General features: G+C 63.8%; 23 protein-coding genes. 12 read left to right on the top strand and 11 right to left on the bottom strand.

Features of this window, described 5'->3' with window-relative positions; all coding sequences use genetic code 11:
- Positions 1 to 18: 18 nt before the first annotated feature.
- The 6 genes from P2869_RS05710 to P2869_RS05735 all read right to left on the bottom strand — a co-directional run bounded on the left by P2869_RS05710 (position 19) and on the right by P2869_RS05735 (position 5,819).
- A complete protein-coding gene (locus P2869_RS05710; RefSeq protein ID WP_346833743.1) occupies positions 19 to 1,332 on the bottom strand; it encodes an MFS transporter in 1,314 nt (437 codons plus the stop codon).
- 89 nt (positions 1,333 to 1,421) lie between these two features.
- Entirely contained in the window at positions 1,422 to 2,141 is a 720-nt protein-coding gene (locus P2869_RS05715; protein ID WP_277597709.1) for an ABC transporter ATP-binding protein, read from the bottom strand.
- Positions 2,138 to 2,923, bottom strand: a complete 786-nt coding sequence (locus tag P2869_RS05720) for an ABC transporter ATP-binding protein (protein WP_126875848.1) — start codon at positions 2,921 to 2,923, stop codon at positions 2,138 to 2,140. Before P2869_RS05720 ends, P2869_RS05715 begins: the two co-directional genes overlap by 4 nt.
- Complete coding sequence (locus tag P2869_RS05725; RefSeq protein ID WP_199541362.1) at positions 2,920 to 3,807, bottom strand: branched-chain amino acid ABC transporter permease; 888 nt, start codon at positions 3,805 to 3,807, stop codon at positions 2,920 to 2,922. The genes P2869_RS05720 and P2869_RS05725 overlap by 4 nt, the downstream gene beginning before the upstream one ends.
- The gene (locus tag P2869_RS05730; RefSeq protein WP_017777814.1) at positions 3,800 to 4,693 is read right to left on the bottom strand and encodes a branched-chain amino acid ABC transporter permease; all 894 of its coding nucleotides are present in this window, start codon (positions 4,691 to 4,693) and stop codon (positions 3,800 to 3,802) included. Before P2869_RS05730 ends, P2869_RS05725 begins: the two co-directional genes overlap by 8 nt.
- A 31-nt stretch (positions 4,694 to 4,724) precedes the next feature.
- Positions 4,725 to 5,819 (bottom strand): ABC transporter substrate-binding protein, encoded by a 1,095-nt coding sequence (locus P2869_RS05735; protein ID WP_277597710.1) that lies wholly within the window; start codon positions 5,817 to 5,819, stop codon positions 4,725 to 4,727.
- 305 nt (positions 5,820 to 6,124) lie between these two features.
- On the opposite strand from P2869_RS05735, the gene P2869_RS05740 reads away from it, so the two are divergent.
- The 8 genes from P2869_RS05740 (at position 6,125) to P2869_RS05775 (ending at position 16,602) form a co-directional block, all read left to right on the top strand.
- The gene (locus P2869_RS05740; RefSeq protein WP_126875844.1) at positions 6,125 to 6,472 is read left to right on the top strand and encodes a RidA family protein; all 348 of its coding nucleotides are present in this window, start codon (positions 6,125 to 6,127) and stop codon (positions 6,470 to 6,472) included.
- Positions 6,473 to 6,505: 33 nt separating this feature from the next.
- Entirely contained in the window at positions 6,506 to 7,750 is a 1,245-nt protein-coding gene (locus P2869_RS05745; protein ID WP_277597711.1) for a D-amino acid dehydrogenase, read from the top strand.
- Entirely contained in the window at positions 7,747 to 8,538 is a 792-nt protein-coding gene (locus tag P2869_RS05750) for an Asp/Glu racemase (protein ID WP_277597712.1), read from the top strand. Before P2869_RS05745 ends, P2869_RS05750 begins: the two co-directional genes overlap by 4 nt.
- Positions 8,539 to 8,664: 126 nt before the next feature.
- Complete coding sequence (locus P2869_RS05755; protein WP_277597713.1) at positions 8,665 to 9,387, top strand: GntR family transcriptional regulator; 723 nt, start codon at positions 8,665 to 8,667, stop codon at positions 9,385 to 9,387.
- Positions 9,388 to 9,504: 117 nt separating this feature from the next.
- Positions 9,505 to 10,389 (top strand): glycosyltransferase family 2 protein, encoded by an 885-nt coding sequence (locus tag P2869_RS05760; protein WP_277597714.1) that lies wholly within the window; start codon positions 9,505 to 9,507, stop codon positions 10,387 to 10,389.
- Positions 10,390 to 10,490: 101 nt separating this feature from the next.
- Entirely contained in the window at positions 10,491 to 11,426 is a 936-nt protein-coding gene (locus P2869_RS05765) for a dihydrodipicolinate synthase family protein (protein WP_277597715.1), read from the top strand.
- A 166-nt stretch (positions 11,427 to 11,592) separates the two neighbouring features.
- Positions 11,593 to 11,889: a sugar nucleotide-binding protein gene (locus P2869_RS05770; RefSeq protein WP_277597716.1), complete on the top strand. Its 297-nt coding sequence runs from the start codon at positions 11,593 to 11,595 to the stop codon at positions 11,887 to 11,889.
- A gap of 1,056 nt (positions 11,890 to 12,945) precedes the next feature.
- Positions 12,946 to 16,602, top strand: a complete 3,657-nt coding sequence (locus P2869_RS05775; protein WP_277597717.1) for an autotransporter outer membrane beta-barrel domain-containing protein — start codon at positions 12,946 to 12,948, stop codon at positions 16,600 to 16,602.
- 252 nt (positions 16,603 to 16,854) lie between these two features.
- On the opposite strand, the gene P2869_RS05780 is transcribed toward P2869_RS05775, so the two are convergent.
- The 3 genes from P2869_RS05780 to P2869_RS05790 form a co-directional block, all read right to left on the bottom strand.
- Positions 16,855 to 18,210, bottom strand: a complete 1,356-nt coding sequence (locus P2869_RS05780) for an ATP-binding protein (protein WP_277597718.1) — start codon at positions 18,208 to 18,210, stop codon at positions 16,855 to 16,857.
- A 109-nt stretch (positions 18,211 to 18,319) separates the two neighbouring features.
- Positions 18,320 to 19,012 (bottom strand): response regulator transcription factor, encoded by a 693-nt coding sequence (locus P2869_RS05785; RefSeq protein WP_017777825.1) that lies wholly within the window; start codon positions 19,010 to 19,012, stop codon positions 18,320 to 18,322.
- A gap of 10 nt (positions 19,013 to 19,022) precedes the next feature.
- Positions 19,023 to 19,841, bottom strand: coding sequence for a MipA/OmpV family protein (locus P2869_RS05790; protein ID WP_277597719.1), 819 nt, complete (start codon positions 19,839 to 19,841; stop codon positions 19,023 to 19,025).
- Between the two features lie 292 nt (positions 19,842 to 20,133).
- On the opposite strand from P2869_RS05790, the gene P2869_RS05795 reads away from it, so the two are divergent.
- Positions 20,134 to 20,433: a putative quinol monooxygenase gene (locus P2869_RS05795; RefSeq protein WP_277597720.1), complete on the top strand. Its 300-nt coding sequence runs from the start codon at positions 20,134 to 20,136 to the stop codon at positions 20,431 to 20,433.
- A gap of 361 nt (positions 20,434 to 20,794) precedes the next feature.
- On the opposite strand, the gene P2869_RS05800 is transcribed toward P2869_RS05795, so the two are convergent.
- A complete protein-coding gene (locus P2869_RS05800) occupies positions 20,795 to 21,925 on the bottom strand; it encodes a DSD1 family PLP-dependent enzyme (protein ID WP_277597721.1) in 1,131 nt (376 codons plus the stop codon).
- A gap of 389 nt (positions 21,926 to 22,314) precedes the next feature.
- Here P2869_RS05800 and P2869_RS05805 point away from each other — a divergent pair, with 389 nt between their 5' ends.
- Together P2869_RS05805 and P2869_RS05810 are read left to right on the top strand one after the other, a co-directional pair.
- A complete protein-coding gene (locus P2869_RS05805; RefSeq protein ID WP_277597722.1) occupies positions 22,315 to 23,049 on the top strand; it encodes a cupin domain-containing protein in 735 nt (244 codons plus the stop codon).
- A 3-nt stretch (positions 23,050 to 23,052) separates the two neighbouring features.
- The gene (locus tag P2869_RS05810; RefSeq protein ID WP_277597723.1) at positions 23,053 to 24,378 is read left to right on the top strand and encodes an FAD-binding oxidoreductase; all 1,326 of its coding nucleotides are present in this window, start codon (positions 23,053 to 23,055) and stop codon (positions 24,376 to 24,378) included.
- Positions 24,379 to 24,469: 91 nt separating this feature from the next.
- Here the strand turns inward: P2869_RS05810 and P2869_RS05815 are convergent, their stop codons facing one another.
- Positions 24,470 to 25,390 (bottom strand): LysR substrate-binding domain-containing protein, encoded by a 921-nt coding sequence (locus P2869_RS05815; RefSeq protein WP_277598059.1) that lies wholly within the window; start codon positions 25,388 to 25,390, stop codon positions 24,470 to 24,472.
- A gap of 123 nt (positions 25,391 to 25,513) precedes the next feature.
- On the opposite strand from P2869_RS05815, the gene P2869_RS05820 reads away from it, so the two are divergent.
- Complete coding sequence (locus tag P2869_RS05820) at positions 25,514 to 25,918, top strand: RidA family protein (protein ID WP_199541373.1); 405 nt, start codon at positions 25,514 to 25,516, stop codon at positions 25,916 to 25,918.
- The last annotated feature ends 9 nt before the right edge of the window (positions 25,919 to 25,927 follow it).

Raw genomic sequence — 25,927 nt, forward strand, 5'->3', positions numbered from 1 at the left:
GCGCCGATGGTCCGGCGTTCAGCCGGGCTTGATGGCCCGGACCACAACCGCGAAGCCGCCCGCGTAGGCTGCCGCGATGATCGCGAAGCCGGCGGCGGTGGCGCGGCCGGCATCGGCGAAGCTATGCAGTACGACCGACGCGATGGCCACGCCGACAAGCGAGCCGATCTGCCGGCTCGCATTGAGCGAGGCGGCGGCGAGGTTGGCATCCTCGGGACGCCCGGCCTGCATGACGACCAGGTTCATGGCCGGTATCGCGAGGCCGGCGCCGAAGTTGGCGATGCCGATGCACAGCGCGATCGCGCCGTACGGCAACGCGTCGATGCCGAGTAGCGCGGTGCTGCCGAGTGTCGCGAGCGCAAGGCCTGTAAGCAGCGCGCCGCGCGAGCCGAGCCGCGCGCTGACGCGGGCGGTGGCGAGATTGCCGATGCCGAACATCGCCATCAGCGGAAACAGCTGGAAACCCGTCACGAGCGGGCTCGACCCGCGCTGCTGCTGGAGGTAGAGGCTGATCAGAAAGATTTCGGCGAGGATGCCGAAGTTGATGGCGAGGCCGAGCACACTGCCCGCCACGAAGCGCGGCTCGCCGAGCAGCGCGGCCGACAGGATGCGGTAGCGGGCAAACCGCTCGCGCAGCACGAATGCGGCGGTGGCGGCGATCGTCGTTATCGCGCCGGCGACGATGGCGGGCGAGGTCCAGCCGAGGCTCGGCCCCTGGATCAGCGTCAGGCTCAACGCGGCGAGCGCGAGCGCGGCGAGCAGATGGCCCGTGCCGTTGAGCGGCCCGGCATGGCGTGGCGAACGTGCCACGTAGCGCTGGGTCAGCCACAAGCCCGCGACCCCGACCGGCAGGTTGACCCAGAAGATGCCGCGCCAGCCGATCGCGTCCACCAGCACGCCGCCGACACACGGCCCGAGGGCCATCGCGGCCGACACCAGCGCGCCCCAGATGCCGATCATGCGGGTGCGCAGCGGGCCGGGCGGGAACGCGAGCGTCAAGAGGCTCAACGAACTCGGCATGAAGAGCGCGGCGCCCACGCCTTGCAGCAGGCGCGCGGCGATCAGCATCGCGGGTGTCGCCGCGAGCGCGCACAGCGCCGAGGCGGCGACGAACAGCGCGAGTCCGAGCAGATAGATGGTCTTCGAGCCGTAACGGTTCGCCAGCGCGCCGCCCAACAGCAGCAGCGCGGCGAAGCTGAGCGTGTACGCGTCGACGACCCAGACGAGCGTCGTCAACGACATCGCGAGGCTGTTCTGCATCGCCTTCAGCGCGACGTTCACGATGGTCACGTCGAGCATCGCCATCACGAAGCCGCACGCAACGGCCACCATGACCGTCGCGGGGCGCGCCTGTGGTGCCGTGGTCGTCGCGCCCGGGCCGCTCGTGCCGCTTGTGCTGCTCGTCCCGGAAGTGGCCGGATTCATGCGGCTCTCCCGCCGAGGTAGAGCCGCCGCATGTCGTCGCTTTCGAGCAGTTCGGCGGCCGGACCTTCGAGCGCCACGCGCCCCATCGTCAGCACGATGCCGCGATCGGCAATGCGCAGCGCCTCGATCGCGTTCTGCTCCACCATCAGCACGCCGATGTGTTCGGTGTCGCGCATGCGGACAATCGCGTCGAACACTTCGTCCACCATCTTCGGCGACAGACCGGCCGACGGTTCGTCGAGCAGCAGCATCGCGGGCCGCGGCACGAGCGCCCGTGCGAGCGACACGATCTGCCGCTCGCCACCCGAGAGCGCCGCGGCCGGCGCACGGTAACGGCGCCGCAGCACCGGGTATTGCTCGCACAGCTCCTCGATGCGGGCCTCGCGCGGAAACGACGACATGCCCTGGCCGCCGAGCATCAGGTTTTCGCGCACGGTCAATGCGCCGAATACGTTGTCGGTCTGCGGTACGTAGCCGATGCCGTGGTGGCGAACCTTGCGATACACCGGCTCGCGCGCGAGGTCGCGGCCCTGCATCGTCACCGTGCCCGAGCGGGGCAGCACGAATCCGGCAATGGCCTTGAGCAGCGTGGACTTGCCGCAGCCGTTCGGACCGAGGATCGACACGATCTCCACGGCGCCGACACGCAGCGACACGCCATGCAGGATGTCGATGCCCTTGGTGTAGCCGGCAACGAGTTGGTCGACTTCGATCATGACGCCTCCAGCGGCCGGCGGCCGGCGCGCGCACGGCCGAGATACGCATCGAGCACGCGGCGGTTGCGCTCCAGTTCGACCGGCTTGCAGTTGGCGATGGCCGCGCCCCGATCGAGCACGATGCAGCGGTCGCACAGCTCGCGGATGAAATGCATGTCGTGTTCGATCACGACGAGCGTCACGCCGAGCCCGTGGATGCGCCGCAGTTCCGCGACGAGTTCGCCGCGCAGGTTCGGATGAACGCCGGCCGTCGGTTCGTCGAGCAGCAGCAGCTTCGGCGCGGTCATCATGGCGCAGGCAATGCCGAGCAGCTTCTTCTGACCGCCGGAGATCGATGCTGCGGGCAGATGTGCCACGGCGGCGAGCTTGAGTTCGTCGAGCAGCGCGGCAGCGCGGGCGCGTGTTTCGCGTTCGAGTGCGCGCAGCGAGGGTCCGCGCAGCAGCGCCGCGGCGAGTCCGTGGCGCGCCGACGAGGCAGCCATCGTCAGTTCGAGTACGGACATTCGGGCCGGCATGGACGGTAGCTGGAAGGTACGGCGAATGCCGAGTTGCGCGATACGCTGCGGCGCGAAGCGGTCGATGCGGCGGCCGTCGAAGCGGATCTCGCCGCTTGCGAGCGGCGCGAAACCCGTCACGGCATTCAGCACCGTGCTCTTGCCGGAGCCGTTCGGGCCCAGCAGGCCCACAATCTCGCCGCTGCCGACCGAGAGCGTGAGTCCCGACAGCACGGTGTTGCCGCCATAGCGGATGGCGATGCCATCCAGCTCGAGAAGGGCGCTCATAGGTGAGTCTCCAGACGTTCGGGCAGCAGGCCGCGCGGCCGCCACATCAGACAGGCGAGCAGCATGAGCCCGACGAGGCCGAGCCGCACCGCGCCCGCGAGGTCGCTGCCCACGCCGAACCAGTCTTTCAGGAAAGGTGCGAAGGAATACACGGCCTGAACCAGCACCGCGCCCACCAGCACGCCGGCATGGCTGCCCAGACCGCCCACCATCACGATGGTCCAGAGCGCGAAGGTTTCGGACGACAGCATCGTGTCCGGCCCGACGTAGCTGATGTACCAGGTGAGCAGCGCACCGGCCAGCGCGGCGGGCAGGGCGGCCGCGACACTCGCGCGCGTCTTCAGCGAAAGCGGGTCGTAGCCGAAGCAGACGGCGAGCGCCGGCTCTTCGCGCATGACCTTCAGCGCGCGGCCGAAGCGGCTGCGCACGATGCGGCGATACGCGGCGTACACGAGCGCAAGGCAGCCGGCCGCCACGCCGAGGAATGCAAGGTCGGACCAGGGCGCGGCGAGACCGCCGAAGAGCGGCGGGATGCCGCCGATGCCCTGGGCGCCGCCCGTGAGCCACGTTTCGTTGAGCGCGACGGTGCGCAGAATCTCCGCAATCGCCAGCGTCGCGATGCCCCAGTAGTCCGACGACAACTGGCGGCCTAGACGCGCAATCGCGACGGCCAGCGCGGCCGCCGCTGCGAGCGCGAGTGCCAACGCGGCGGGCAGCGTCCAGCCGAGCTGCGAGGCGATGCCGGCTGCGTACGCCCCGAGCCCGGCGAACGCGACGAAGCCGAAGTTGACCATGCCCGCATAGCCCGCCTGCAGGTTGAGTCCGAGCGCCATCATCGCGGACAGGCAGGCCGAGGTCAGCAGATGGACGAGGAAGCTAGACACGCCGCACCTCCCTGTCGAAGATGCCGTACGGCCGGAACATGAGCGCGACGAGCAGGATCAGGAACGACACCGCGCTCACGTAGGCCACGGGGAATGCCAGCTGCGGATAGCCCGTCAGCGCGCCGAAATCGACGTTGAGCATCAGCGTTTCGGCGAGCGCGATCAGCAGCGCGCCAGCCGCTGCGCCGAGCGGATTGCCCAGACCGCCGAGGATCGCCGCCGAAAACACCGGGATGAGCAGCCCGTTGCCGAGGTTCACGTGCACGCTCTCGGTGAGGCCGAGCATCGTGCCGCCCAGCGCGGCGAGTACACCGCTCGCGAAGGTGATGACGTTGGTGACGCGCTGGGCGTCGATACCGGTTGCGAGTGCGAGCGGACCATTCGACGCGAGTGCGCGCATCGAGCGCCCCAGATCGGTTCGGTACAGCAGCGCGGAGAACAAGAGCAGCGTGAGGGTGCCGCACGCAATCGAGTCCAGTTGCGCGCGCGACACGGCTATGCCGCCGATCAAGAGGGGCGGCGTCAGGTCCTGCGCGTACTGGAGCGGTCGCGAACCTGCCGTACCCAGCACGAGTGCGATGGCGATCAGCGACACTGCGAGCGAACCGATCATCGCGACCGCGCTGCCCGAACGCAGCAGTCGGGCGAATACGAAAACATTGAGCAGAACCGCGAGGCAGCCCACCAGCGTGCACGACACGGCGGCGGCCAGAACGAGCGGCAGTCCGGCGCGTTCGCAGCCGAGCGACGCGAAGGCGCCCAACATCGCGTACTGCACGTGCGCGATGTTGGGAAAGCGGATCAGCGAATAGAGCGTGGACAGTCCGATCGAAACCAGCAGCAGGTCGGAGGTGCGGATCAGGACGTCGAGCAGGAATGGCAGCATGGCATTCTCCGTGAACGGCAGACGATGACGCTCACTGCGCGACGACGGCCTGTCTGAAGACCACCTTCTCGTAGGGCTGGACCGCGCGCTGGCCGTCGCTGTCGAACGCAATGTCTCCTGTCACGCCGTCGTAGCCCTTGCCGAGCGCGTCCATCGCCGCGCGGATCTTCGCCGGGTCCGCCGAATGCGCGCTGTTGATGGCAGCGGCGGCGAGCATCGTGGCGTCGTAGGCGTAGCTTCCAAACGCCGAACGCGGCGCCTCCTTGTAGGCGGCCTGGTAGGCGTCGGCGTACGACTTTGCGTTCGCACCGCCCGCCGCGACTTCCAGGCCGATCTGGCCTTGCGCGATCTGCGGCGTCGTATCGCTCGTGCACATGGTCAGATAGATGCCGTACCACGGCGCTTTGTTGAGCTGCATCTCGTAGGCCTGGCGATTCAGCGTCGCCGCTTCCTGGCCGTACGCGCTGTAGACGTAGGCGTCGGGTTTCGCGCGTGCCGCCTGTTCCAGTTCGCGGCGATAGGTGGACTGCCCCTCGGTATAGAGCACGAGCGACACGACGGTGCCGCCGAGCGCCTCGAAGCGCTTCTTGAACTCGCTCGCAAGACCTTGCCCGTAGCCGTTATTCGGCGCGATGAACGCGACGTGGCGCAACTTGCGCGCGTACACGTCCTGTGCGGCGAAGCGCGCCGAGAGGTCGTCGAGTCCGATCACGCTGAACGAGCCCGCACCGATCTTGCGAATCTGCTGGCTCGACGAGCCGATGTTGACGTGTACTTCGCCCTGTCTGACGAGGAACTGGCCGATGGGAATCGTCACCGACGACGAGAACTCGCCCAGCACGACGGGCACATGATCGACGGTGGCGAGCTTGCGCGTCGCGTCGAGCGCGGTATTGGCCGTGCCGCCCGAGTCCTCGATCTTGACCTGCAGTTTCTGGCCCAGCACGCCGCCTTGGGCATTGATCTTCGCGACAGCGAGTTCGATGCCGCGCCGCTGATCCTCGCCGATCGACGCGCTCGATCCCGTCAACGGCAACACGGCCCCAAGGCTGACATCGGCCCATGCGTTCGACGCGCACAGACACCACACGGCAACGACTCCGGCACTCCAGCGATACAGCTTCATCGTGTTTCTCCTGATGGGTGATTGGACGTTTGGATATACAAAAGTGTGTACAGAATTGCCGATCAAAAATAGTTGTGCGATAAATTTTTGGTGGAATTTTGCGGGCTTGTGTATGGCGACGAATAGAACAGGAATGCCCTTAAAAAGCGCACTTTATGCACGAAGAAGCATTCATGGATGCACCAATTCGAGTGGTCCGCTCAAGATTGGCGCACACGTCGGTTTTATTGAAAATGTGTATACACCGCTGAATTGTCGATGCTACGATCGACCTCAACTTGCGTAGGTCAACGAGAGGCGACTCAATGGAAATCAAGCGTTATGGAACGGGCGAGCGGATGAGCCAGATGGTGGTGGCGGGCGGATTCGCCTTCATCGCGGGGCAGGTGGCAGACGATACGTCGCTCGACGTCGCCGGCCAGACCCAACAGATTCTCGACAAGCTCGACCGCCTGCTGGAAGAGGCGAAACTCGACAAGCGCCACATCGTGTCCGCCAGCATCTGGCTCGCGGACCATCGCAGCTTCGCCGACATGAACCGGATCTGGGACGCGTGGGTGCCGAAGGGCGATGCGCCGGCGCGCGCATGCGTTGAGTCGAAGCTGGCTTTCCCGCAGTACACGGTGGAGATCGCGGCGATTGCGGCGTTCTAGATTCGGACTGGCTGAACTCGGCGGAGTATCGGGATGAAAACGGTTGTGCTGGGCGGCGGGATCGTGGGCGTGACGACAGCTTATTTTCTGGCGAAGGCGGGCGACGAGGTGGTGGTCCTCGACCGCCGCGATGGCGTCGCGCTCGAAACCAGTTTCGCGAATGCCGGCCTCATCGCGCCGGGACACTCGTACACATGGGCGTCGCCGCGCGCGCCCAAGATCCTGCTCAAGTCGCTGTTTACGGAAGGCCAGGCGCTGCGGCTCAAACCGAAGGCCGACTGGCGGATGTGGGCGTGGTGCTGGCTGTTCCTGCAGAACTGCACGGCTGAACGTTCGCGCCGTAATACGTCGATCAAGGTGCGGCTTTGCCGCTATGCGCAGCAGCAGCTCCAGCAGGCGACGCAGGATGAAAGACTGGCTTACGACCGGATCAGCGGCGGGTTGCTGTACCTGTATCGCGATCCCGCGTCGTTCGAACGCGGCGTGTCGAACATGGCGATCCTCGCCGACAACGGACTGCCGCTCGAAACGCTCGACCGGCAGGCGGTGATGGCGCGCGAGCCCGCACTACGAGCAGCCGGTGGCGACATCGCCGGCGCGATCTATTGCCCCACCGACGAAAGCGGCGACGCGCATCTGTTTACCCGCGCGCTCGAACAGCGTTGCCGTGAACTCGGCGTCGACTTTCGCTTCGGCACCGCGATCGACGGCATCAGCGCGAGCGGGGATGCCGTGGACTACGTGCAGACGTCGGCAGGGCGGGTCACGGCCGACCGCTACGTGCTCGCGCTGGGCTCGTATTCGCCGTTGCTGGCTCGCGGACTCGGCTACCGGCTGCCGGTTTATCCCGTCAAAGGGTATTCGGTCACGCTGCCGATCGAGGCGTCGCACGAAGCGCCCACGCTGGGCGGCGTCGAGGAGAACCAGCTCGTCGCGTGGGCGCGCTTCGGTCAGCGGCTGCGCCTCACTGCGACAGCGGAGTTTTGCGGTTACGACACAGCGCACACGCCTGCCGATTTCACTCACATGCTCGCGACCGCGCGAGCGTTGTTCCCGAACGGCGCCGATTACGCTCGGCCTTCTTACTGGGCCGGATTGCGGCCGATGACGCCGGAGGGTACGCCGCTGATCGGCGCCACGCGGCATCGCAATCTGTTTCTCAACACGGGGCATGGGCACATGGGCTGGACCATGTCCTGCGGCACCGCGAAGATCCTCGCCGACGTGATGAGCGGGCGGCAACCGGACATCGATATCTCAGGGATGACACTACAGTGAGCGAACTTCTCTCGAATCGCGTCGAGCGCAGCCAGAGTCCCTATGCGCGCTTCGGCTTTTCGCTGGACGACGGTATCGCGCGGCGCGCCGCAATCGGCCTTGTCGTGCTCGCGACCGATCACACGATCGAATACGAATGGCGCCGGATGCTCGCGCTCGAAGGCGTTGCGTTCTACGAAAGCCGCGTCGCCAACTCGGCGGAAATCACGGCGGCCACGCTCGGGCAGATGGACGGCCGGATTCGCGCGGGCGTGGAGCTGATCCGGCCCGGCGAGCACCTCGATGTCGTCGCCTTCGGCTGCACGTCGGCATCGATGGTGCTCGGCGAAGAACGCGTCTTCGAGCGCATCCACGAGGCGCGCCCGGACGTTGCCTGCACGACGCCCATTACCGCGGCGCGGGTGGCGCTCGACGCGCTCGGTGCGCGAGGGGTGGCCCTCCTCACGCCATACGAGCGGCCTATCAACGAAGCGATGGCGGGCTACCTGCGGCAGCGCGGCGTCGACGTGGTGCGGATAGGGTCGTTCGAACATCGCGACGACAACGAGGTCGCGAGAATCGACCGCGCGTCCATCGAACACGCGGTATTCGAGCTGGCGAGCGATCCGGCCGTTGACGCGGTGTTCGTATCGTGCACGAGCCTTCGGCTTGCCGACGCCATTGCAGGCTTCGAGGCGCGGCTCGACAAGCCGGTTTTGTCGAGCAATCATGCGTTGGCGTGGCATGCGCTGCGGCTGGCAGGCGTGACCGATTCGTTGCCGCAGTTCGGCAGACTGTTCACGGTTTGAAGCGTGCGCCCAACGGCGGCATGCGGCTGCACGTGTCGCACGTGTCACGTGTAGCCACGCCAGAGTTGGCCTGAAGGTCAGAAGGGTAGTGATAATGAGCGGTGACAGATTGAACCAGGAGACAACATGACAGCGGATTCCGTGATTGCGCGGAACGTGCGTCCCGGCGGGCGGGACTCCGTTGCGCCGAAGCGCACGGGCATGACGGTCAACGAGATTTACGAGCAGTTGAAGCAGATGGCGGTGCTGTACAAGATCCGGCCGGGCGAGCGCGTCAACGAACTCGAGCTGGCGGAGCGCCTCGACGTGAGCCGTACGCCGATTCGCGAGGCACTCAACCGGCTGGTGGCCGAGAACCTGCTGGCGTTCGTGCCGAACCGGGGATTTTTCATCCGCGAACTGGGCGAGAAGGACGTGTTCGATCTCTTTGAATTGCGGCGTTCGATTGAATCGACGGCGGTCATGCTCGCGTGCGAGCGGGCTTCCGACGGCGACATCAAGACGCTGCGCCGCTTCTGGAAGCAGGTCATGAAGACCGCGGAGCGCATGCCGTCGGACGAGCTTGTCGTGAATGACGAGCTGTTCCACCTCGAGCTGGCGGCGATGTCCGGCAACGCGGAGATTGGCAGGGTGCTGCAGGGAATCAATGCCCGGATCCACTACGTCCGTTGGGTCGACGTCGATCAGCGCCGCAACGAGGCGTTCACCGAGCACCTGCAGATTCTCGATGCACTGGAGCAGCGCGACACCGAGCGCTGCGTGGCGCTGACGGATACCCACATCCGCTGGCGCATGGAAGAGATCACGCGCGTGGTTCACGCAAGCGTCGTGAAGCTGTACGCAAAATAACGGCGGCCACGATAGGTGCTGTTCGTGGCAAGAAGGGACAGCAGCAATTGAAAGGAGGAAGCCGCAGCCCGCAGGCGAGGGCGGCGAACCATCATTCTTTTGCGATGAGGCGTCGTCATGAAACATGGCACGTTGATTACGCTGTACAAGCCGAGCGCTGAACAAACCGATCATCTGTTGCGCTTGCCCGCCTTGAGCCCCGTGGTCGTTGCGGTGGACAACTCCCCGCAGACCGATCCGGTCCTGCATGCGCGCCTTGCCGCCCACGGCATCGACGTCATCGCCAATCACAATCGCGGCGGCATTGCCGGCGCGTTCAACGCCGGTGTCGAATTTTTGATTGGACGCGGCTGCGACGTGTTCTTCATCTTCGATCAGGATTCGACGATCCCCGACGATTACTTTGCGCGAATGCTGGAAGGATGCGCGGCCGTCGGCGACAGGCGCTTTCTGGTCGGGCCGCGCATCTTCAACCTGAATGTCCGGCGCGACCTGCCGCTCTTCACCGTGCGGCGCTGGTCAGCGCAGATCGCGCCGATTCGTGACGGCGCGCATGGGTTGCAACCGTGCTCGGTCATCATCTCGTCCGGCACGGCGATTTCGCTCGAAGCGTATCGCGCGCTGGGCCGGTTCCGGGAAGACTTCTTCATCGACCATGTCGATGCGGAGTACTGCATGCGCGCCCAGGCGCACGGGGTGCCGGTATGCGTGAACGCGGACGTGTCGCTGCCGCACGAGCTTGGCAAACCGGTGCCGGCGCAGCACTGGCCGCGCGTCGAGATATTCGACCAAAGCGCGTTGCGGCACTACTACGCGGCCCGTAACTGCATCCTGGTCGCGCGCGATTACTGGCGCCGCTACCCCGCACTGTTGCTCATCAACCTGATCACGCTCAAGCATATTGCCTTCGTGTTGCTGCATGCACGGGAAAAGCGCATGAAGCTGCAGGCCATCCTGTGCGGCGTGGCGGATGGCCTGCGCGGGAAGTACGGCCGCGTCTGACGGCGAGGCGATTTTTCGTTCGCCATGTGTCGCATGGCAAAACAGGGTGATGGACTTCATTAATCGTTATGCAATCCTTAATTAAAGGAAGGGGAAGCGAGATGAATCGTACAACGCCGATCAAGCGCCGCTACGCAGGCGCCTTCTCCGTTGCGCCAACCATTTTCACAGAGGAGGGCGCGCTCGATCTGGACGGGCAGAAGCGCTGCGTCGATTTCATCATCGACGCGGGCGCGGACGGCCTCTGCATTCTCGCGAACTACTCGGAACAGTTTTCGCTGACCGACGAAGAGCGCACGCTGCTGACAACCACAATCCTCGACCATGTCGCGGGTCGCGTGCCGGTGATCGTCACGACCACGCACTTCAGTCCGGCTATTTGTGCCGCGCGTAGCCGTGCGGCGCAGGCGGCTGGCGCCGCGATGGTGATGATCATGCCGCCGTATCACGGCGCGACGATTCGTTGCGGCGAGGCGGCGATCGAACACTTCTTCGAGGAGGTGGCGCACGCCATCGACATTCCGATCATGTACCAGGACGCGCCGATGAGCGGCACATCGGTATCGGCTGCGTTTCTTGCGCGGCTGGCACACAAGATCGACAACTTGCGCTACTTCAAGATCGAGGTGCCGCAATCGGCCGCGAAGCTGCGCGAGTTGATCGAGCTGGGCGGTGACGCCATCGAAGGACCGTGGGACGGCGACGAGGCCATCACCTTGCTGGCCGACCTCGATGCGGGCGCGACGGGCAGTATCCTCGGCGGTGGCTATCCGGACGGCCTGCAGCCGATCCTGAAGGCCTATCTGGCGGGCAATCGCGATGAAGCGGCGGCGGGCTACGCACGCTGGCTGCCGCTTATCAACTACGAGAACCGCCAATGCGGACTGATTGCCTGCAAGGCTCTGATGAAGGAAGGCGGGGTGATCGCCTCGGACGCTGTGCGCCGGCCGCTCGTGCCGCTGCATCCGGCGACACGTGCCGGACTGATCGAGATTGCCCGGCGGCTCGACGCGCAGGTCTTGCGCTGGGCTCACTGAGCAGAGCCGGCGCCCGTGCCTTTTCTCGTGCCCAGGGGAAGTCGACCTATGAGCATGTCAACGATCCGTGTGGCCGGGAACGGCTCGACGGTGACATCTCACCGTACCTTGACGTTTCGCCGCGCGATATCGTGCAGGCGAGCCGCTTGCCTGGGGCACCTATCATTTGTGCGGCACGCCCGTCACGACCCGGCATGGATTCGCACAAGCGATCTTCGCCGCCGCGCACCGTGCCGGGCTTCTTGCGTGCACGCCGCTCGTTCAACCCATCCTGACCTCGGCGTATCCACGGCCGGCGCCGCGGCCGGCCAATTCGTCGCTCAACACCTGGAAGAGAACTCATGAATCATCGTCCGCAGCGCGTGCTCGTCACCGGCGGCAATCGTCGGAAGCCAACTGGGTTCCTCTATACCTTGTGAAGTATCGGCGTTTGGGCGCCTCAACGGTGTGGGCAACGAACTGAGGACAACGCGCGGCAGCGACGTTTCCCCGCCCCGCCAGCTATCAGGCGTTATCCGGCGAACCGCCTTCGCAGACGAGGCGATAGATCGCTGGATGCGACCCTGGCTTCTGTCGTTGTGGACACGGCCGCTCGTGGCGTATCGAATCGGTCTGCTCCCGTCTGGTATCAGCTGATCGACCCGTGCCCGCTTTCCTGCGGTTGCGTTGAGTATGACGCCGGGCGCCATGCATAGGGCTCACTGCTATGAGCCTCGCCTCAATTAGCGTCGACGAGGACGAATTTCATTTTCCTTTCTGTATTAACGCAGATCTCGTTTTGCGCGGCAGATACGTTTTTACTTATAAAGGGACAGCTTTAGCATAATGCGATGTAAAAATAAAATCGCTTCTCCAGATGTTGGGATGCCATAAAGAATGTCGCGGCGCGAAACCCATTCACCGCGGCTCAATGAAATTGACGACCTGTGAAGGTAAAAGTACGGCGCACCTGCGCACGCGTTTCATCACGGTACGCCACTTCGCCATTCGCGCGAATAATCCCGATTCTCTATAGCCACGAGGTCACGCGACTTACTACCGCGGCCCGATGCTTTGCGCTCGCGACCGCAGTGGCTTCCAGACAGGCTATCAGGAAGATGCCGCCGCGGGTGCAGCCCCCCGTGCAACAGCCTGCCGAGGCCCGCCGGCCAACCGTTTGAGTTTTGTTGAGCATTCCCCTGCGTGGTTTTTCCGGGATATCGCCGCGCAATAAAAAGATAATCGCAAACGTTTGCGTATTTACAGCGTCGAACGCCAATCGTTTGCGTCGCGGTAATTCATTGCTATCTTTTAACGATTGCAAGATGTGTAAGCGGTATATCCCTCTATTTAAGAAAACCGTTTAACGATCCTTTACATTCGCTTTTTTTAATTTCCCTATATTCCGCACTCGTGCAGGGACGTGATTTTCACGGATAAGCGGTCCAGTCCGTCGAATCCTTCAGCCGTCGTTCGAAGCACCGGCGTCCCGTGCTTCGAACATAGACGTAAAACAATCCCAAAAAGGCATACGCGGAAAATGAAAAAAGAGCGCTTACCCCACGAGGCGTCGCACTGTGACGCCAATTTGCGCAGGAATCGGCATCAACTTTCCTGCATCACGCTGAACCCCCGTCCGAAGGCGACGACGCTCGCGGTTCTCGGCTATATCGCCCTCGTTCCTGCGCTCGCTCACGCGAACTGCACGACGTCGGGCACGACGACCACTTGCGACACGACCTCGCCGTCGCCATGGACGACGATGATCGGCGCGGGCCCGACGGAAGCATCGGGTTCCCAGGTGACGGTGGGCCCCAATGCGCAGGTCGTCGTTGGCAACAGCAGCGCCATCGCGCTGTCGGACAGCGCGAACATCGTCGTGCAGTCCGGCGCACTGGTGCAGGGTAATGCGACGAACACCACCGGCACGTACGGCACGGGCGGCAATACGATCGATTTCCGGAACAACAGCACGCTGACGGTGGAGCAGGGAGCGACAGTGCTCGCCAACGGCACAGAGAGCGACGCGGAGGCCGTGAATCCGGAGGGCACCGGCAATACGATCATCAACAACGGGACCATTCGCGGCGTCAATTCGGCGGCCATCTGGTTTCAGAACACGTCGGGCACCAATACGGTCATCAACAACGCCACGGGTGTCATTCAGGCCCCGGGCAACGTGATGGGGGCGTCGGGCAACGGCGCTGTGGTGTTCAGCAACCTCGGCAAGGTGGTGGGCAACCTGGTTTTTGCAGGCGGCAACGACACGCTCAACATGTACACCGGATCGAGCGTATCGGGCACCATCAACGGCGGAGGCGGCAGCAATCTGCTGACGCTCAACGGCACGGGCAGCGACACGCTGCCCACGACGATCACCAACTTCCAGACGCTGCAAAAGAAGGACAGCGGTACCTGGACGATCACGAATCCGATCGGCAGCATGGGCGTCACCTCCGCCGAGGTCCAGCAAGGCACGCTGGTTCTGACCGGCAACAACGCGAGCTATACCGGTTCGATGCTCGTGGATCAGGCGGGCACGTTGCGGGCGAGTGCACAGAGTCTGCCGGGCGCGGTGACGGACAACGGCCTCGTGCAGTTTCAGCAGGACACGGCGGGCACCTACACCGGCCTCGTGAGCGGTTCGGGTGCCGTGGAAAAAGACGGGACGGGCACGCTGACGCTGGCGCCCACCGCCGCCGGCGGCAACACCTATACCGGCGGCACGGTCCTCAGGCAGGGCGTGCTTTCGGTCGCGGCGGACAGCGCGCTCGGCGGTACGTCGGGTGGCGTGACCTTCGACGGCGGTACCCTGCAGTTCGGCGGCGCGTTCGACCTTGCCGGCACGCGCGCCGTCTCCGTCACCTCGAACGGCGGCACGATCGACACACAGGCCTTCGACTCGACGATCAACCAGAGCATCAGCGGATCGGGCGCGCTCGACAAAACCGGCTCGGGAACGCTGACGTTGAACGGCGCGGTGGTCGGTCCGATCGCCGCCGAGGTTCAGCAGGGCACGCTCGTGCTGAACGGCGACGGGTCGCAGTTCACGGGAAGCGTGACGGTGGACCAGCCGGGCGTGCTGCAGGCCAGCGCGCAAAGCCTGCCGCCCACGGTAACCGACAACGGACTCGTGCAGTTCGAGCAAGGTGTGGACGGCGTCTACACGGGCGCCATCGGCGGCTCGGGCGTGGTCGAGAAAGACGGGACGGGCACGCTGACGCTTGCGCCCTCCGCGGCCGGCGGCAATATGTACACGGGCGGCACCGTGCTGAAAGCGGGCACGGTCTCCGTGGCGGCGGACAGCGCGCTCGGCGGTACGTCGGGTGGCGTGACCTTCGACGGCGGCGCGCTGCAACTGGGCAGCAGCTTCGATCTGGCCAGCACGCGAGCGGTATCGATCACGTCGAACGGCGGCACGATCGATACGCAGGGCTTCCAGTCGACCATCGCGCAAAACATCACGGGCACCGGCGCTCTGGCGAAGATGGGCACCGGCACGCTCGTGCTCGATGGCGTCAACACCTATTCGGGCGGGACCTCAGTGACGGCCGGCACGCTCGTGGTGGGCGATGCGTCGAGCGCGGGCGCGTCGGTTGCGGGGCCGGTGACCGTTGCAACGGGCGCTGTGCTCGGCGGCTACGGCACCGTCAATGGCGACGTGACGAACAACGGGACAATCGCGGTGGCCAATGCGTTGCCGTCGGCCGCAGCCGACGCGCAGGGCAGCTTCACGATCAACGGCCAACTGGCGAACGCGGGCCTCGTGCAACTCGGCAGCGGCGCTCAGGCCGGCAACACGCTGAACGTCAACAGCTACGTCGGGCAAAACGGCGTCATCGCGCTCAACACCGTTCTCGCCGCGGACAATGCGGCTTCGGACAAGCTCGTCATCAACGGCGGCACGGCAACGGGGGCGACCACGCTAAAGGTGACGAACGTGGGCGGCCAGGGCGCGCCGATCGTGTCGAACGGCATCGAGGTCGTTGCGGCCACCAACGGCGCGACCACCGATACGAGCGCGTTTACGCTCGCGGGCGGCACGGTCAAGGGCGGGGCGTACGAATACTATCTGGCGAAGGGCGGCGTGAGCGCGGGCACGTCGCAGAACTGGTACTTGCGCAACACGGTGCCCGCCGCGAGCAGCGCAGCGGTGACAAACGCGAACGGTAGCGGCGCGTCCACCGTGGGCGCGGCAGCGGGCACGCCGGCCTTGCCGGCAGCGAATACCCATGCGGTCACGCTTTACCGCCCCGAGGTCGCGCTTTACGCGCAGGTTCCGGACGTCATGCGCCAACTCGACTGGATGCAGATCGACGAGTTCCATCTGCGCCAGGGCGACCAGATGCTGCTGAACGAAAAGGGCAGCCTGCCAGCAGGATGGGGCCGTGTCTGGGGCGCGCATAGCGTGCTGTCGGAAGGCGGCGATGTGAGTCCGCAATTCGACGGCTCGATGGGCGGCGTGCAGGTGGGCCACGACATCTATGCGGACGGCACGCAAGGCGGCCATCGCAACCACTACGGCTTCTATCTCGGCATGGCGCGCGCAACGGGCGATGTCAGCGGGTTTGCGGTGGGCGTGCCGGGCGCCGCCGTCGGACATCTCGCGGTCAACGCATACAGCCTCGCCGGCTATTGGACACACATCGGGCCGGGCGGCTGGTATACGGATACGGTCATTTCCGGCAGCGCGCTCACGGCGGATACGACATCGAGCGACAACATCCGTTCGGGCACTCACGGTACTGCCGTCACGGCCTCAATCGAAGGCGGTTTGCCGCTGTCCATCGGGCATGGACTCACGGTGGAGCCGCAGGCGCAGCTGGTCTACCAGCATCTGTCGATCCGCGATCTGAACGACGGCGCCTCCAGCGTGGGGTTCAGCAGCGGCAATAGCGTGCTGGCAAGATTCGGCGTGCGATTCGAGGGCACGTGGGACGCGCTTGGCGCCGCATGGCAGCCCTATATGGGGTTCAACGTGTTGCACGCGTTCGCGAGCGGCGATCACCAGAACTATGACGGCGGAACGTCGATCGGCACGCCGGTCAACCAGACAACGGCCCGGATCGACGTCGGCGTGGTCACGAAGTTTTCGAAGCACGGCAGTGCGTATGCGGCTGTCAACTGGGGCACGAATCTGGACGGCGAGCACGTCCGGACTGTTGGAGGAAATGTCGGCGCGCGTTGGTCGTGGTGATCCTCAAGCAGCGATGAACACCGCCGCCTTCCGCGCCATCCGCGGGGGCGGCGGTGTCGCTGAGGCGCGCTGAAGTCGCTCAAAGCGAGCGGCGCCCTGCGCTGCCGTCCGGAATCGATTCGCGTGCTCGACCGCACCACTATCGAAGCAGCTGAGTGTGGATGCCATGTCGTGCTCGAAAGGGAGTAGGACCGTATCACGAAGCCTACGAGAAGAGCAGCTGGATCAGGATCGGCACCGCGAGCCGCGCGATCACAACCACACAGTGAAGCCCGTTCCAGCCGAGAAAGCGCTCACGGTTAACCGCCAACCATGCGCCAGCGCAATTTCCTTGCATATCGCGAGCCCAAGACCGGCACCTTCATGCCTGGCATCGGGCGCACGCCAGAATCGCTTGAACAGAAAGGGAAGATGATCCTCGCGTATGCCGGGCCCTTCGTCACTGATTCCGATCGACGCCGCGTCGATCGTTAACAGCACGATGCCATTCGCGGGCGACGCATGAATGGCGTTTTCGACGATGTTCTTGAGGAGGATGAAGAGCGCGCCTTTGTCGGCCCAAATAGCGGGTAGTGCGGCACGTTCTTCGATACGCAGGCTCACCTGCTTGTCATCCGCTTTACGGGCGAGATACCCAATCACTTCGTGCGCCACGTCGGCGGTGTTGACTTCGCCGAAGGTGAAATTCTGGGCATCGCTGACTTCGGCGAGATGCAGCAGTTGCCGAACCTGTCGCGACATCAGATCGATCTCGCGAAACAACAGGTCTTTTTCTCTGATCTCGGATTGCAGCTCGATCTGGCCGCGGATCAGGGTCAGCGGCGTTTGAAGCTCATGCGCCGCGGTCGCGAGGAATTGCTGCTGGACCGTAAAGCCGTTCTCCAGTCGTTCAAGCGCCTCGTTGAATGCATTGATCAACGGCTTGATCTCGCTCGGAATGCCGCGAGCCGAAAGACGCGTCTTTAGATTGCGCGGCGTAATCTGCGCTGCTGCGTCGGACGCGTCACGCAGCGGCTTGAGTACCCGGCGAATCGTGAAGGGCAGTGCCAGCCCGAAGATGACGACGGCGACCAGCAGGATGATTCTCACCAGGGCCGGAATCGGCTTGACTTTCAGACTGACGAGCGCCTTGATGAAACGTACGCTCGTCGCGGTCTGCACGTAGTACACGGAGCGGCCTCGCGCGACCTGCTGCGTCGCCACGGAGAACCGCTGCCCCCCGATCGTCGCGTGCACGATCTTGCTTGCGTCCACGGAAAGGTCGTCGGCAAGCCAGGGGCCAGCGCTCTTGTCTCTGTCCGAAGCCAGCAGGATGTGTCCTTGTTCATCCAATACCCGGTATTTGAGTTCGGTGGACGCCACCCGGAACAGCCAGCCCTCGCGCTCCGGAAGTCTGACGGAAACAGGAACGCCCCCGTTGTCGAAGTTGATTGCGTCAACCACGGTACGGACGTTTTCCACCAGTTCCCGTCGACCTAGCGTCTGCTCCGGATAGCGATCGAACACATAGATCACGAGCGCAGCCAGGGCTGTCAGGCTGGTGGCCAGTGCCACGACGGTTGTCACCCATAACCGCGCAGACAGACTTCGAATCCAGTGATCGAGCACGACGCTCCTTTGCTGAAAGCGGTATGGGTCTGGGCGGCCGGATGACGGGACACGTCACGCATTTCCGTCAATCTCGACCGCCCGATGGGTGGAACGAAGAACGCCCCGGTTATACGCGCTCATCGTCGGGGGCTTCCTGAAGGGTGAAGCCCGTGCCGCGAAGATTCACGAGTCGCACCGTTGCGTTGATTGCGGCCAGCTTCTTGCGCAACCGGTGCACGGTCACCTCCAGTGCATTCGGTGTGACTGCTTCACCGAGTCCCCATGCAGCATGCTCGAGCGCCGCGTGCCGAACCGTCCGGCCGCCCGCCTCGATGAGGCACGACATGATCTGCAGTTCTGCCGGCGCGAGCAGAACGGACGATGCGCCACACCGCATCTCGCGTTGACGAGGGTCCACCGTAACGCCCCCGAACGACATGACCAACGCCGTCAGCAACGCCGGGCGTCGCATCAGCGTACGCACTCGCGCAACCAGCTCGCTCATGGCAAACGGCTTGGTCAGGTAGTCGTCGGCGCCGCTTTCAAGACCCTCCACACGATCGTGCAGGGCATCGCGAGCGGTCAGCATAAGACACGGTGTCATCTGGTGCGCCTTGCGCAGCGTGCGCAGGAAGGTGAGCCCATCGCCATCAGGCAGGCCACGATCCACGATCAACACCGCGTAGTCTGCCCGGCGCATGCCGTAGGCCGCCTCGGAGACCGTGTGGAACAGGTCCGCCTCGATGCCCACGCCGGCGAGAGCCTGTCTCACCATGTCGGCGAGACGTTCGTGGTCTTCCACAATTGCGACTCGCGCCATGGAATTGAACTCACTTGAACTGGTAAATGTAGCCGAGCCTGATATCTGGAATGAACCGCTTGCCGACCAGCGGACTGTCCGTGATGCCGCTGCCGAGGTGCGATACGCCCACGTCCAGCACGAAGCGCTGGTGCTTCGTGACGTTGTAATCGACACGTGTTCCGAGCGACGTGCTCCAGGTTGCCGTGCCCGTGTAAGCCGGACGTCCGGGGCGCGCTTCGGAAGGGCGCACGCCGTAATAGTAATTCACGTATTTTCCGCTTAGCCATTCGATGCCCACGTGCGGTGTAAGCGAAAAATCGCCGACATCGAATGACTTGCTGTAATCCAGAGCGGCCTTCTCGCCCTTGTTTCCGCCCAGCAGATAATTGCCGGACAGCGTGCCGAACGCGGTGTGCCATGCGAGCGCCGGACCGTACCAGAAAGCGCCGTTCCGATCCTCCATGCCATTCAGGACCGGAGCATCCGATTGCTTGTAGCCATCGCCCAGCGAATACTTTCCGCGAAGTGCGACGCTCACGCCATGCCAGGTGCCGACTTTCAGGTCAAGCGTGGTGCCAAGGAGATGCACCCACTTGTCGTCGAAGTAAACCAACGGAAACGGTTCAACTTTCGTCCCGTATCCCTTGTATGGCGATTGCCCGACACCCACTCCCGCACCCAGGCCCCAGCGCGTCACGTTCGTCGCATTGTTCAGGATCGTAAGTCCCGAGCTTGCCGCATCGGCCTGGTCGAGCCCCTCTCCTTCGGCCCACGCCGTCTTCGAAAGGAGCGCAAGCAAGGCGGTGGCGAGGATGACGGGCCGAACCGGCAGATGGTTTTTTTTCACGATTGCTTCCAGGAGGTCAGCTGACAAGGGCGGACTGACTTTATGGGAGCTCGACTTACCAATCACTTACCGGTTAATTGGCGGTCAACTGCGTTCACAGATAGCGCGCGTCTGCGCGCTGACTTCAATGGACGTGGCGTGACACCGGCCGCGGGCCACGCTGTTGCTGGAGGATCAGGCGGCTGTCCGATTGCACCGACACCGCATCCCGCCGATACAAAACGGTTGCAACCTGGCGTCGCTGGACGCAAGCTTTCGACCTGCTCGATTCCATTTCGAAAGGAGTGACAAGATGGCGCTTCACGTGATTGCTTCCCTGTTCCTGAAGCCGGAGCACGCGCAGGCCGGCGAAGCCGAGCTGCGTAGCATGGTGGTCAAGACGCGTGCCGAACCGGGCAACCAGCGCTACGACCTGTTCCGCGAACAGGACGGTTCACCACACCTGCACCTGTACGAGATCTACGACGACCAGGCAGCGTTCGATGCACACGTGGCCAGTCCGCACTTCAAGGAGTTCCGTACGAAGTCGGCCGACTGGTTCGCGGCGCCACCGGTCATCAGGGTGTTGTCCGCAATCGACGTGGCCGGGTAAATAAGCTGAGTCGCCGTCGCGGCCTGCTCTCGCACTGGGGGCGCGCGGATGCCGTCACGCATGAGGGCATCCGCGACGTTCGTCGCCTGTGGGTCGGGCCGCCGTCATGTCGAAGTACGCCAGCGCAGTCTGGAGGCGGGGAGGTGGGTTCGATCTTCGTGCTCACCCGTTCGAGCGTCCGGCTTCCTGCAATGGCATCGAATGCGTCATGCCGGATCCAGATTATCGAGAAGACGCATTTCTCACGTGTTGCGGGACTGCTGAGCCAGAAGTGACGAAGTGCGGGGCACACGTGGATAGCCCTGAAAGTCGTCATCTGAATCGATGCGTTGCATGTTCTCGCTTTTAATACCGACGTTCGTTACCAGCCATAGAACCGCGGCCAGGTTTCGATTTGTCCGTCAGCACGTACGGCATGATAGGCGGGATGTTGCGCGCCGGTGGCGCACGCATGGTTGGGCAGGATTCGCAGACGTGTTCCAATGGGGAACCGCTGATCGATTTCGTGATCTGGTGCGCCGCATCGCGAGACGATGCCATGCTCCTGGTTCGCGCCGCTCATCAGGTATCCGTCCAGTACGCTGCCGTTTTCATGACAGACGAGTCCGTAGCCGAAATCCCGCTTCTGGCGCTGCGTGCCGCGGTCGCGGCTCATTGCCATCCAGCCCGCGTCGACGATAGCCCAGCCTTTCTCTTTCTGGTGGCCAATCACAGTGGTCAATACGCTCAACGCGATCTCGGATGTCTCGTTCACGCCCACGTTGTGCATGACGAGATCGAACATGACATAAACGCCTGCCCGAACCTCGGTGACACCTTCAAGATGCTCAGCAGTCAGCGCGGTGGGTGTCGAGCCGATGCTGACCACGTCGCATCGCAGTCCGGCGGCCCGCAGACGATCGGCGGCGCGCACGCAACCCGAACGCTCCTGTTCGGCGATGCGGACGAGGTCGTCATGTGCATCGTAGTCATAGCTGGATCCTGCATGGGCCAGCACGCCACCTGGATGCATGCCGCCGTTGCAGAGTGTTGTTGCTACATCAAGGAGTGTGTCGTCATCGGGCACGATGCCTGAGCGATGGCCGTCCACGTCGATTTCGATCCAGACCTCGAAGGCTTCTTCGTGTTCGCGCCCGAAAGCGACGATCGCTTCGGCACAGGCGACGCTATCGGCGACGATCTTCAGGTCGCAGCCTTGCCGGCGTAGCGCCAGTGCTTGCTGGAGTTTCGTCGGGGCGATGCCGACGGCGTAGACGATGTCGCGAATGCCGCTTGCAAAGAACTGTTCGGCTTCCTTGAGTGTGGACACGGTGATACCCCGCGCACCGGCGTTCATTTGCGCCTGGACCACCTGTTCGCATTTGGTTGTCTTGACGTGCGGCCGGAACCTTACGCCGAGCGCATTCATGCGCTGCTGCATCCGCTCGATGTTGTGCTGCATGCGCGCGACATCGATCAATGCGGCCGGGGTGTTCAACGACTCCAGATTCATGTGCGACTCCTGGCTATTCTTCGCGCGATCGACGTCGGATGCAGGTATCGCGCCTAGGCAGGAGCCACTATAGGAGTTTGTCGAGAAGTTGTGCTTAACGACTGATAAACCAGCCATTAAGCGTCCGTGAATGTCGATGCGTCGAAGACGATGCTGCGTCAGAGGCGCGAGATTCGAGCGCTTCGCTATCGCATGGAGTGGTGGGGGCCCGTTCGGCATGCCGGATAGTCGTCGCTTTTCGACCAGGAACAACGATGGGATAGGCGCCGGATCGGCCCCTCATTAATTAGCGTTTAACCCTCGCTTGTCCGAAAATTAACCACATGAACACGCTTGCGCCGCACAATTGCGCGCATCAACGATGAGCCGTGCCGTCGACAGGAGAAAAAGTGACCACAGCATTCGTATTGCACCGTGCCGACGGCGCGCCTTGTTCGACCGTGTTCCGCAGACAGGCATTCGGTGGGAACGACCCATTCGCGCAGCATCGGGAGATCGCATGGGAGGGGCCCGACTCGATGGTCGCAGGTCGTATCGACTTCGTTGGCGAGGTTGACGTACCGAGCTTTCCGCACATTGAAACCATCGTGGTCGTGGAAGGCGAACTCACGCTGGAAGCAGCCGGAATGGCACCGTTAGTGCTGGGCCCACAGGAGGGCGCCGTTATCGGAGGCGGGACCGCACTTCGGGTGAGTGCCGGGTCCCGAGCACGCTTCGTATTCTGCGCGGCCGATTGCCAGAGCCCTACGCGACGCGGCCTTTTTCCCTTGCGCGCCGACGCCGACTTCAAGCCGTCTTCATCGCTGCCCGCGGAGCTGCTGCTGGGCGCGGCCCCCCAATGCCGCAGCGACAACGTCTTCACCGAGGAGGGCGCAGAGTACCGCGCCGGTACGTGGGATTCGACGCCTTATCATCGAATTGTTCGCCCGCATCCCGTGAACGAGTTCATGCAGCTTCTGGCCGGCAGCGTGCGGTTCGCTGCCCCTGATGGCAGTGTGCTGTCGCTCGGCACGGGCGACGCGCTCTTTGTGCCTCGCGGTACGTCGATGGGATGGGAAAGCAGCGATCACGTGGCGAAGTTTTACGTTGTCCAAACTGTCCGCGCTTCAATCGAACGAGATTAAATCATGTCGCCTCCGCTGCGCCACATACAGACTTCGCCCACGCTGCCAGCCGCCGCCGACGTGGTTGTGATCGGCGGCGGCGTGATCGGGGTCTTTGCTGCCTACTACCTGGCTCAACGCGGGGTTTCAGTCGCCCTGGTAGAGAAGGGGAGGATTGGAGCCGAGCAGTCAAGCCGCAACTGGGGCTGGTGCCGGCAGCAGAACCGTGACGCTCGCGAATTGCCGATGGCCAGCAAGAGTCTCGATCTGTGGGAGCGATTCGCTCGCGAATCGGGCGAAGATACTGGCTTTCGCCGCTGCGGGCTGCTGTATCTCAGCAATGACGACGCCGAGTTGTCCCGTTGGGCCAGTTGGGGCGACTTTGCAAAGACCGCTGGGGTGACCACCTACATGCTCGATAGCCAGCAGGCCACCCAGCGGGGCGGCGCGACTGGCCGAGTCTGGAAGGGCGGCGTTTTCTCGCCCAGCGACGGCACCGCCGACCCCGGCAAGGCCGCGCCGGCCGTGGCCGTTGCACTCATGAAGCTTGGGGGCAGCGTCACCCAACAGTGCGCGGCCCGAGGCATCGAGCTGGAGGGCGGGCGGGTTGCCGGCGTTGTCACCGAAGCCGGCGTCATCAAGACGAAGACGGTTGTGCTCGCGGGTGGCGCGTGGGCGTCGTCGTTCTGCCGCCAGCTCGGCATTCGTTTTCCTCAGGCGTCGATTCGCCAGTCCATCCTCAGTGTGTCGCCTGTAGAAGGTCGCGTGCCGGATGCGCTATTCACCTCAGGCGTATCGATTACTCGCCGCAGCGATGGAGGCTACGCACTGGCGATCAGCGGGCGGGCACGCGTGGATATGACGCCTCAGTTGCTGCGGTTCGCTCCGCATTTCGTGCCCATGTTTGCGAGGCGCTGGCGCAACCTTCTGCCGGGAGGGCTGGAAGGTATTCGCGGCGGTCATGAAATGCTGAAGCGGTGGCGGCTCGACGTGCCAACACCCATGGAGCGCGTGCGCATTCTGGACCCGAAGCCTGATCGGGCGACAGTGGCCGAAACGCACCGCCGCGCGGTCGAGCTTCTGCCTGAGCTTCGCGAGGCCAGAATCACGCATGCCTGGGCCGGTTTCGTCGACAGCACGCCGGACGGCGTGCCAGGAATTGGAGAGGTGCCAGGCGTACCGGGACTCATCCTGGCAGCGGGCTTTTCGGGGCACGGCTTCGGAATAAGCCCTGGCGCCGGCCATCTGATCGCGGATCTCGCAACGGGCGCCGAGCCGATTGTGGACCCCGTACCGTATCGGCCCAGCCGGTTCGCCCACTCGGCATGGGGCAAGGTGGCTGATTTCTAGTGCGAAGGTCGACGGTCGGCGTTCGCCGGGAATGCCGGCTCAACAGCAGGAAGGCGGGTTGGCGGGTTGACGGGCGATGTTCCGTGCCAGGTCAATTCCGCCATGGCACCGGGTGGAACGCCTGCTTCGCGGCCTCCAGAAATACCCGCTGGCGGACGGTCAAGCCCTGACGCGTGGGCGTAAGCGCCATGATCGGTGCGGGTTCAAGGCGCCACGCGGGCAAGACCCGCTTCAGTTTTCCCTCTGCGACTAGCCGTGCGCAGTCCCATTCGGATCGCGCGACAACGCCAAGGCCGTCAACGGCCCAGTCGCGAACCACGGTGCCGTCGTTCGACGACAATGCGCCGTTCAACCGAACCGTGACGGCTTTGCTTACGCGTTTGCCCGCAGCATCGTGCTGAGTGAAACGCAGACGGGTCACGTCCTCGTCGTTCTCCCGTAAGGTCAGATATGCGTGCCGTGTGAGTTCGGACGGATGCTTGAGTTTCGACAGGCTACGCGCAAGCGCGGGGCTCGCGCAAAGGAAGCGGTCGTTCGGGGCCAGGAAATGGCCTACCCAGGAAGACCCTTTGATGTGGCCGATGGAAACGACTACGTCCGCGCCCGACGCGGCGGAGAGCGGACTTTCGACGAGGATCAGCGAGATCGCCAGATTCGGATGCGAGCGATACAGGTCTCGAACGAGCGGCCCGACATATTCCCTGCCGAACCCGAACGGTGCCACCACGCGTAAATGCCCGCTTACTCCGCCCGATTCTCCCGAAACGCGGGACGGAATGGACTCGATTCGCTCCAGGATGTCGATCGCTTCCTGAACCAGGCGGTGGCCTTCGGCGGTGAGGGAGATGCCTCTGGCCGCGCGCGTCGCGAGGTTCACGCCCACACGTTCTTCGATGCGCTGAAGACGTACGGTGACCGCGGGCGGCGTCAGGTTCAATAACCTTGCCGCGGCCGCAAGCGATTGCGATACGCCGAGCGCACGGAGCAACTGCATGTCTTCCAGTTGGAGCATTAAGGGTCCGTTAACGGTCAATTCATTGGAGATTAAACACGACAAAAATATTTTTTTCTATAGTGGGTCGCATTCACGTGGCCATCTCTGTGGGCAGCGTGCTTTCTACGTGGAGCGGTCGTCATGGATCAGCATGAAAACGGTGCGCAGTGGCCCCAGACAATGAATCCCGCTGGGCTGGCAACGCCGGGTGGCCACTACAGTCACGTTTCGGTCGCGAATGGTCTGGTCTTTGTGTCGGGACAACTTCCCATCGATGCTGCCGGCCGAAGGCTCACGGACGCGTCTTTTGAAGCTCAGGCCGACCAGGCTTTGGCAAACCTGGCTTGCGCACTTGCCGGTGCAGGCAGCGATGTCAGGAAACTTGCCCAGGTTCGTGTCTACATCGTCGACATCGAGCATTGGGCGAGTTTCAACCAGATCTATGCACGCTGGGCGGGCGATGCGAGGCCCGCTCGCGCCGTGGTGCCGGTTCCTGCATTGCACTTCGGACTGAAGATCGAAATCGAAGCGGTCGCGGTGATATAGGGCGGGGCG

This window comes from Paraburkholderia sp. SUR17 (assembly GCF_029536165.1).
Lineage (GTDB): Bacteria > Pseudomonadota > Gammaproteobacteria > Burkholderiales > Burkholderiaceae > Paraburkholderia > Paraburkholderia kururiensis.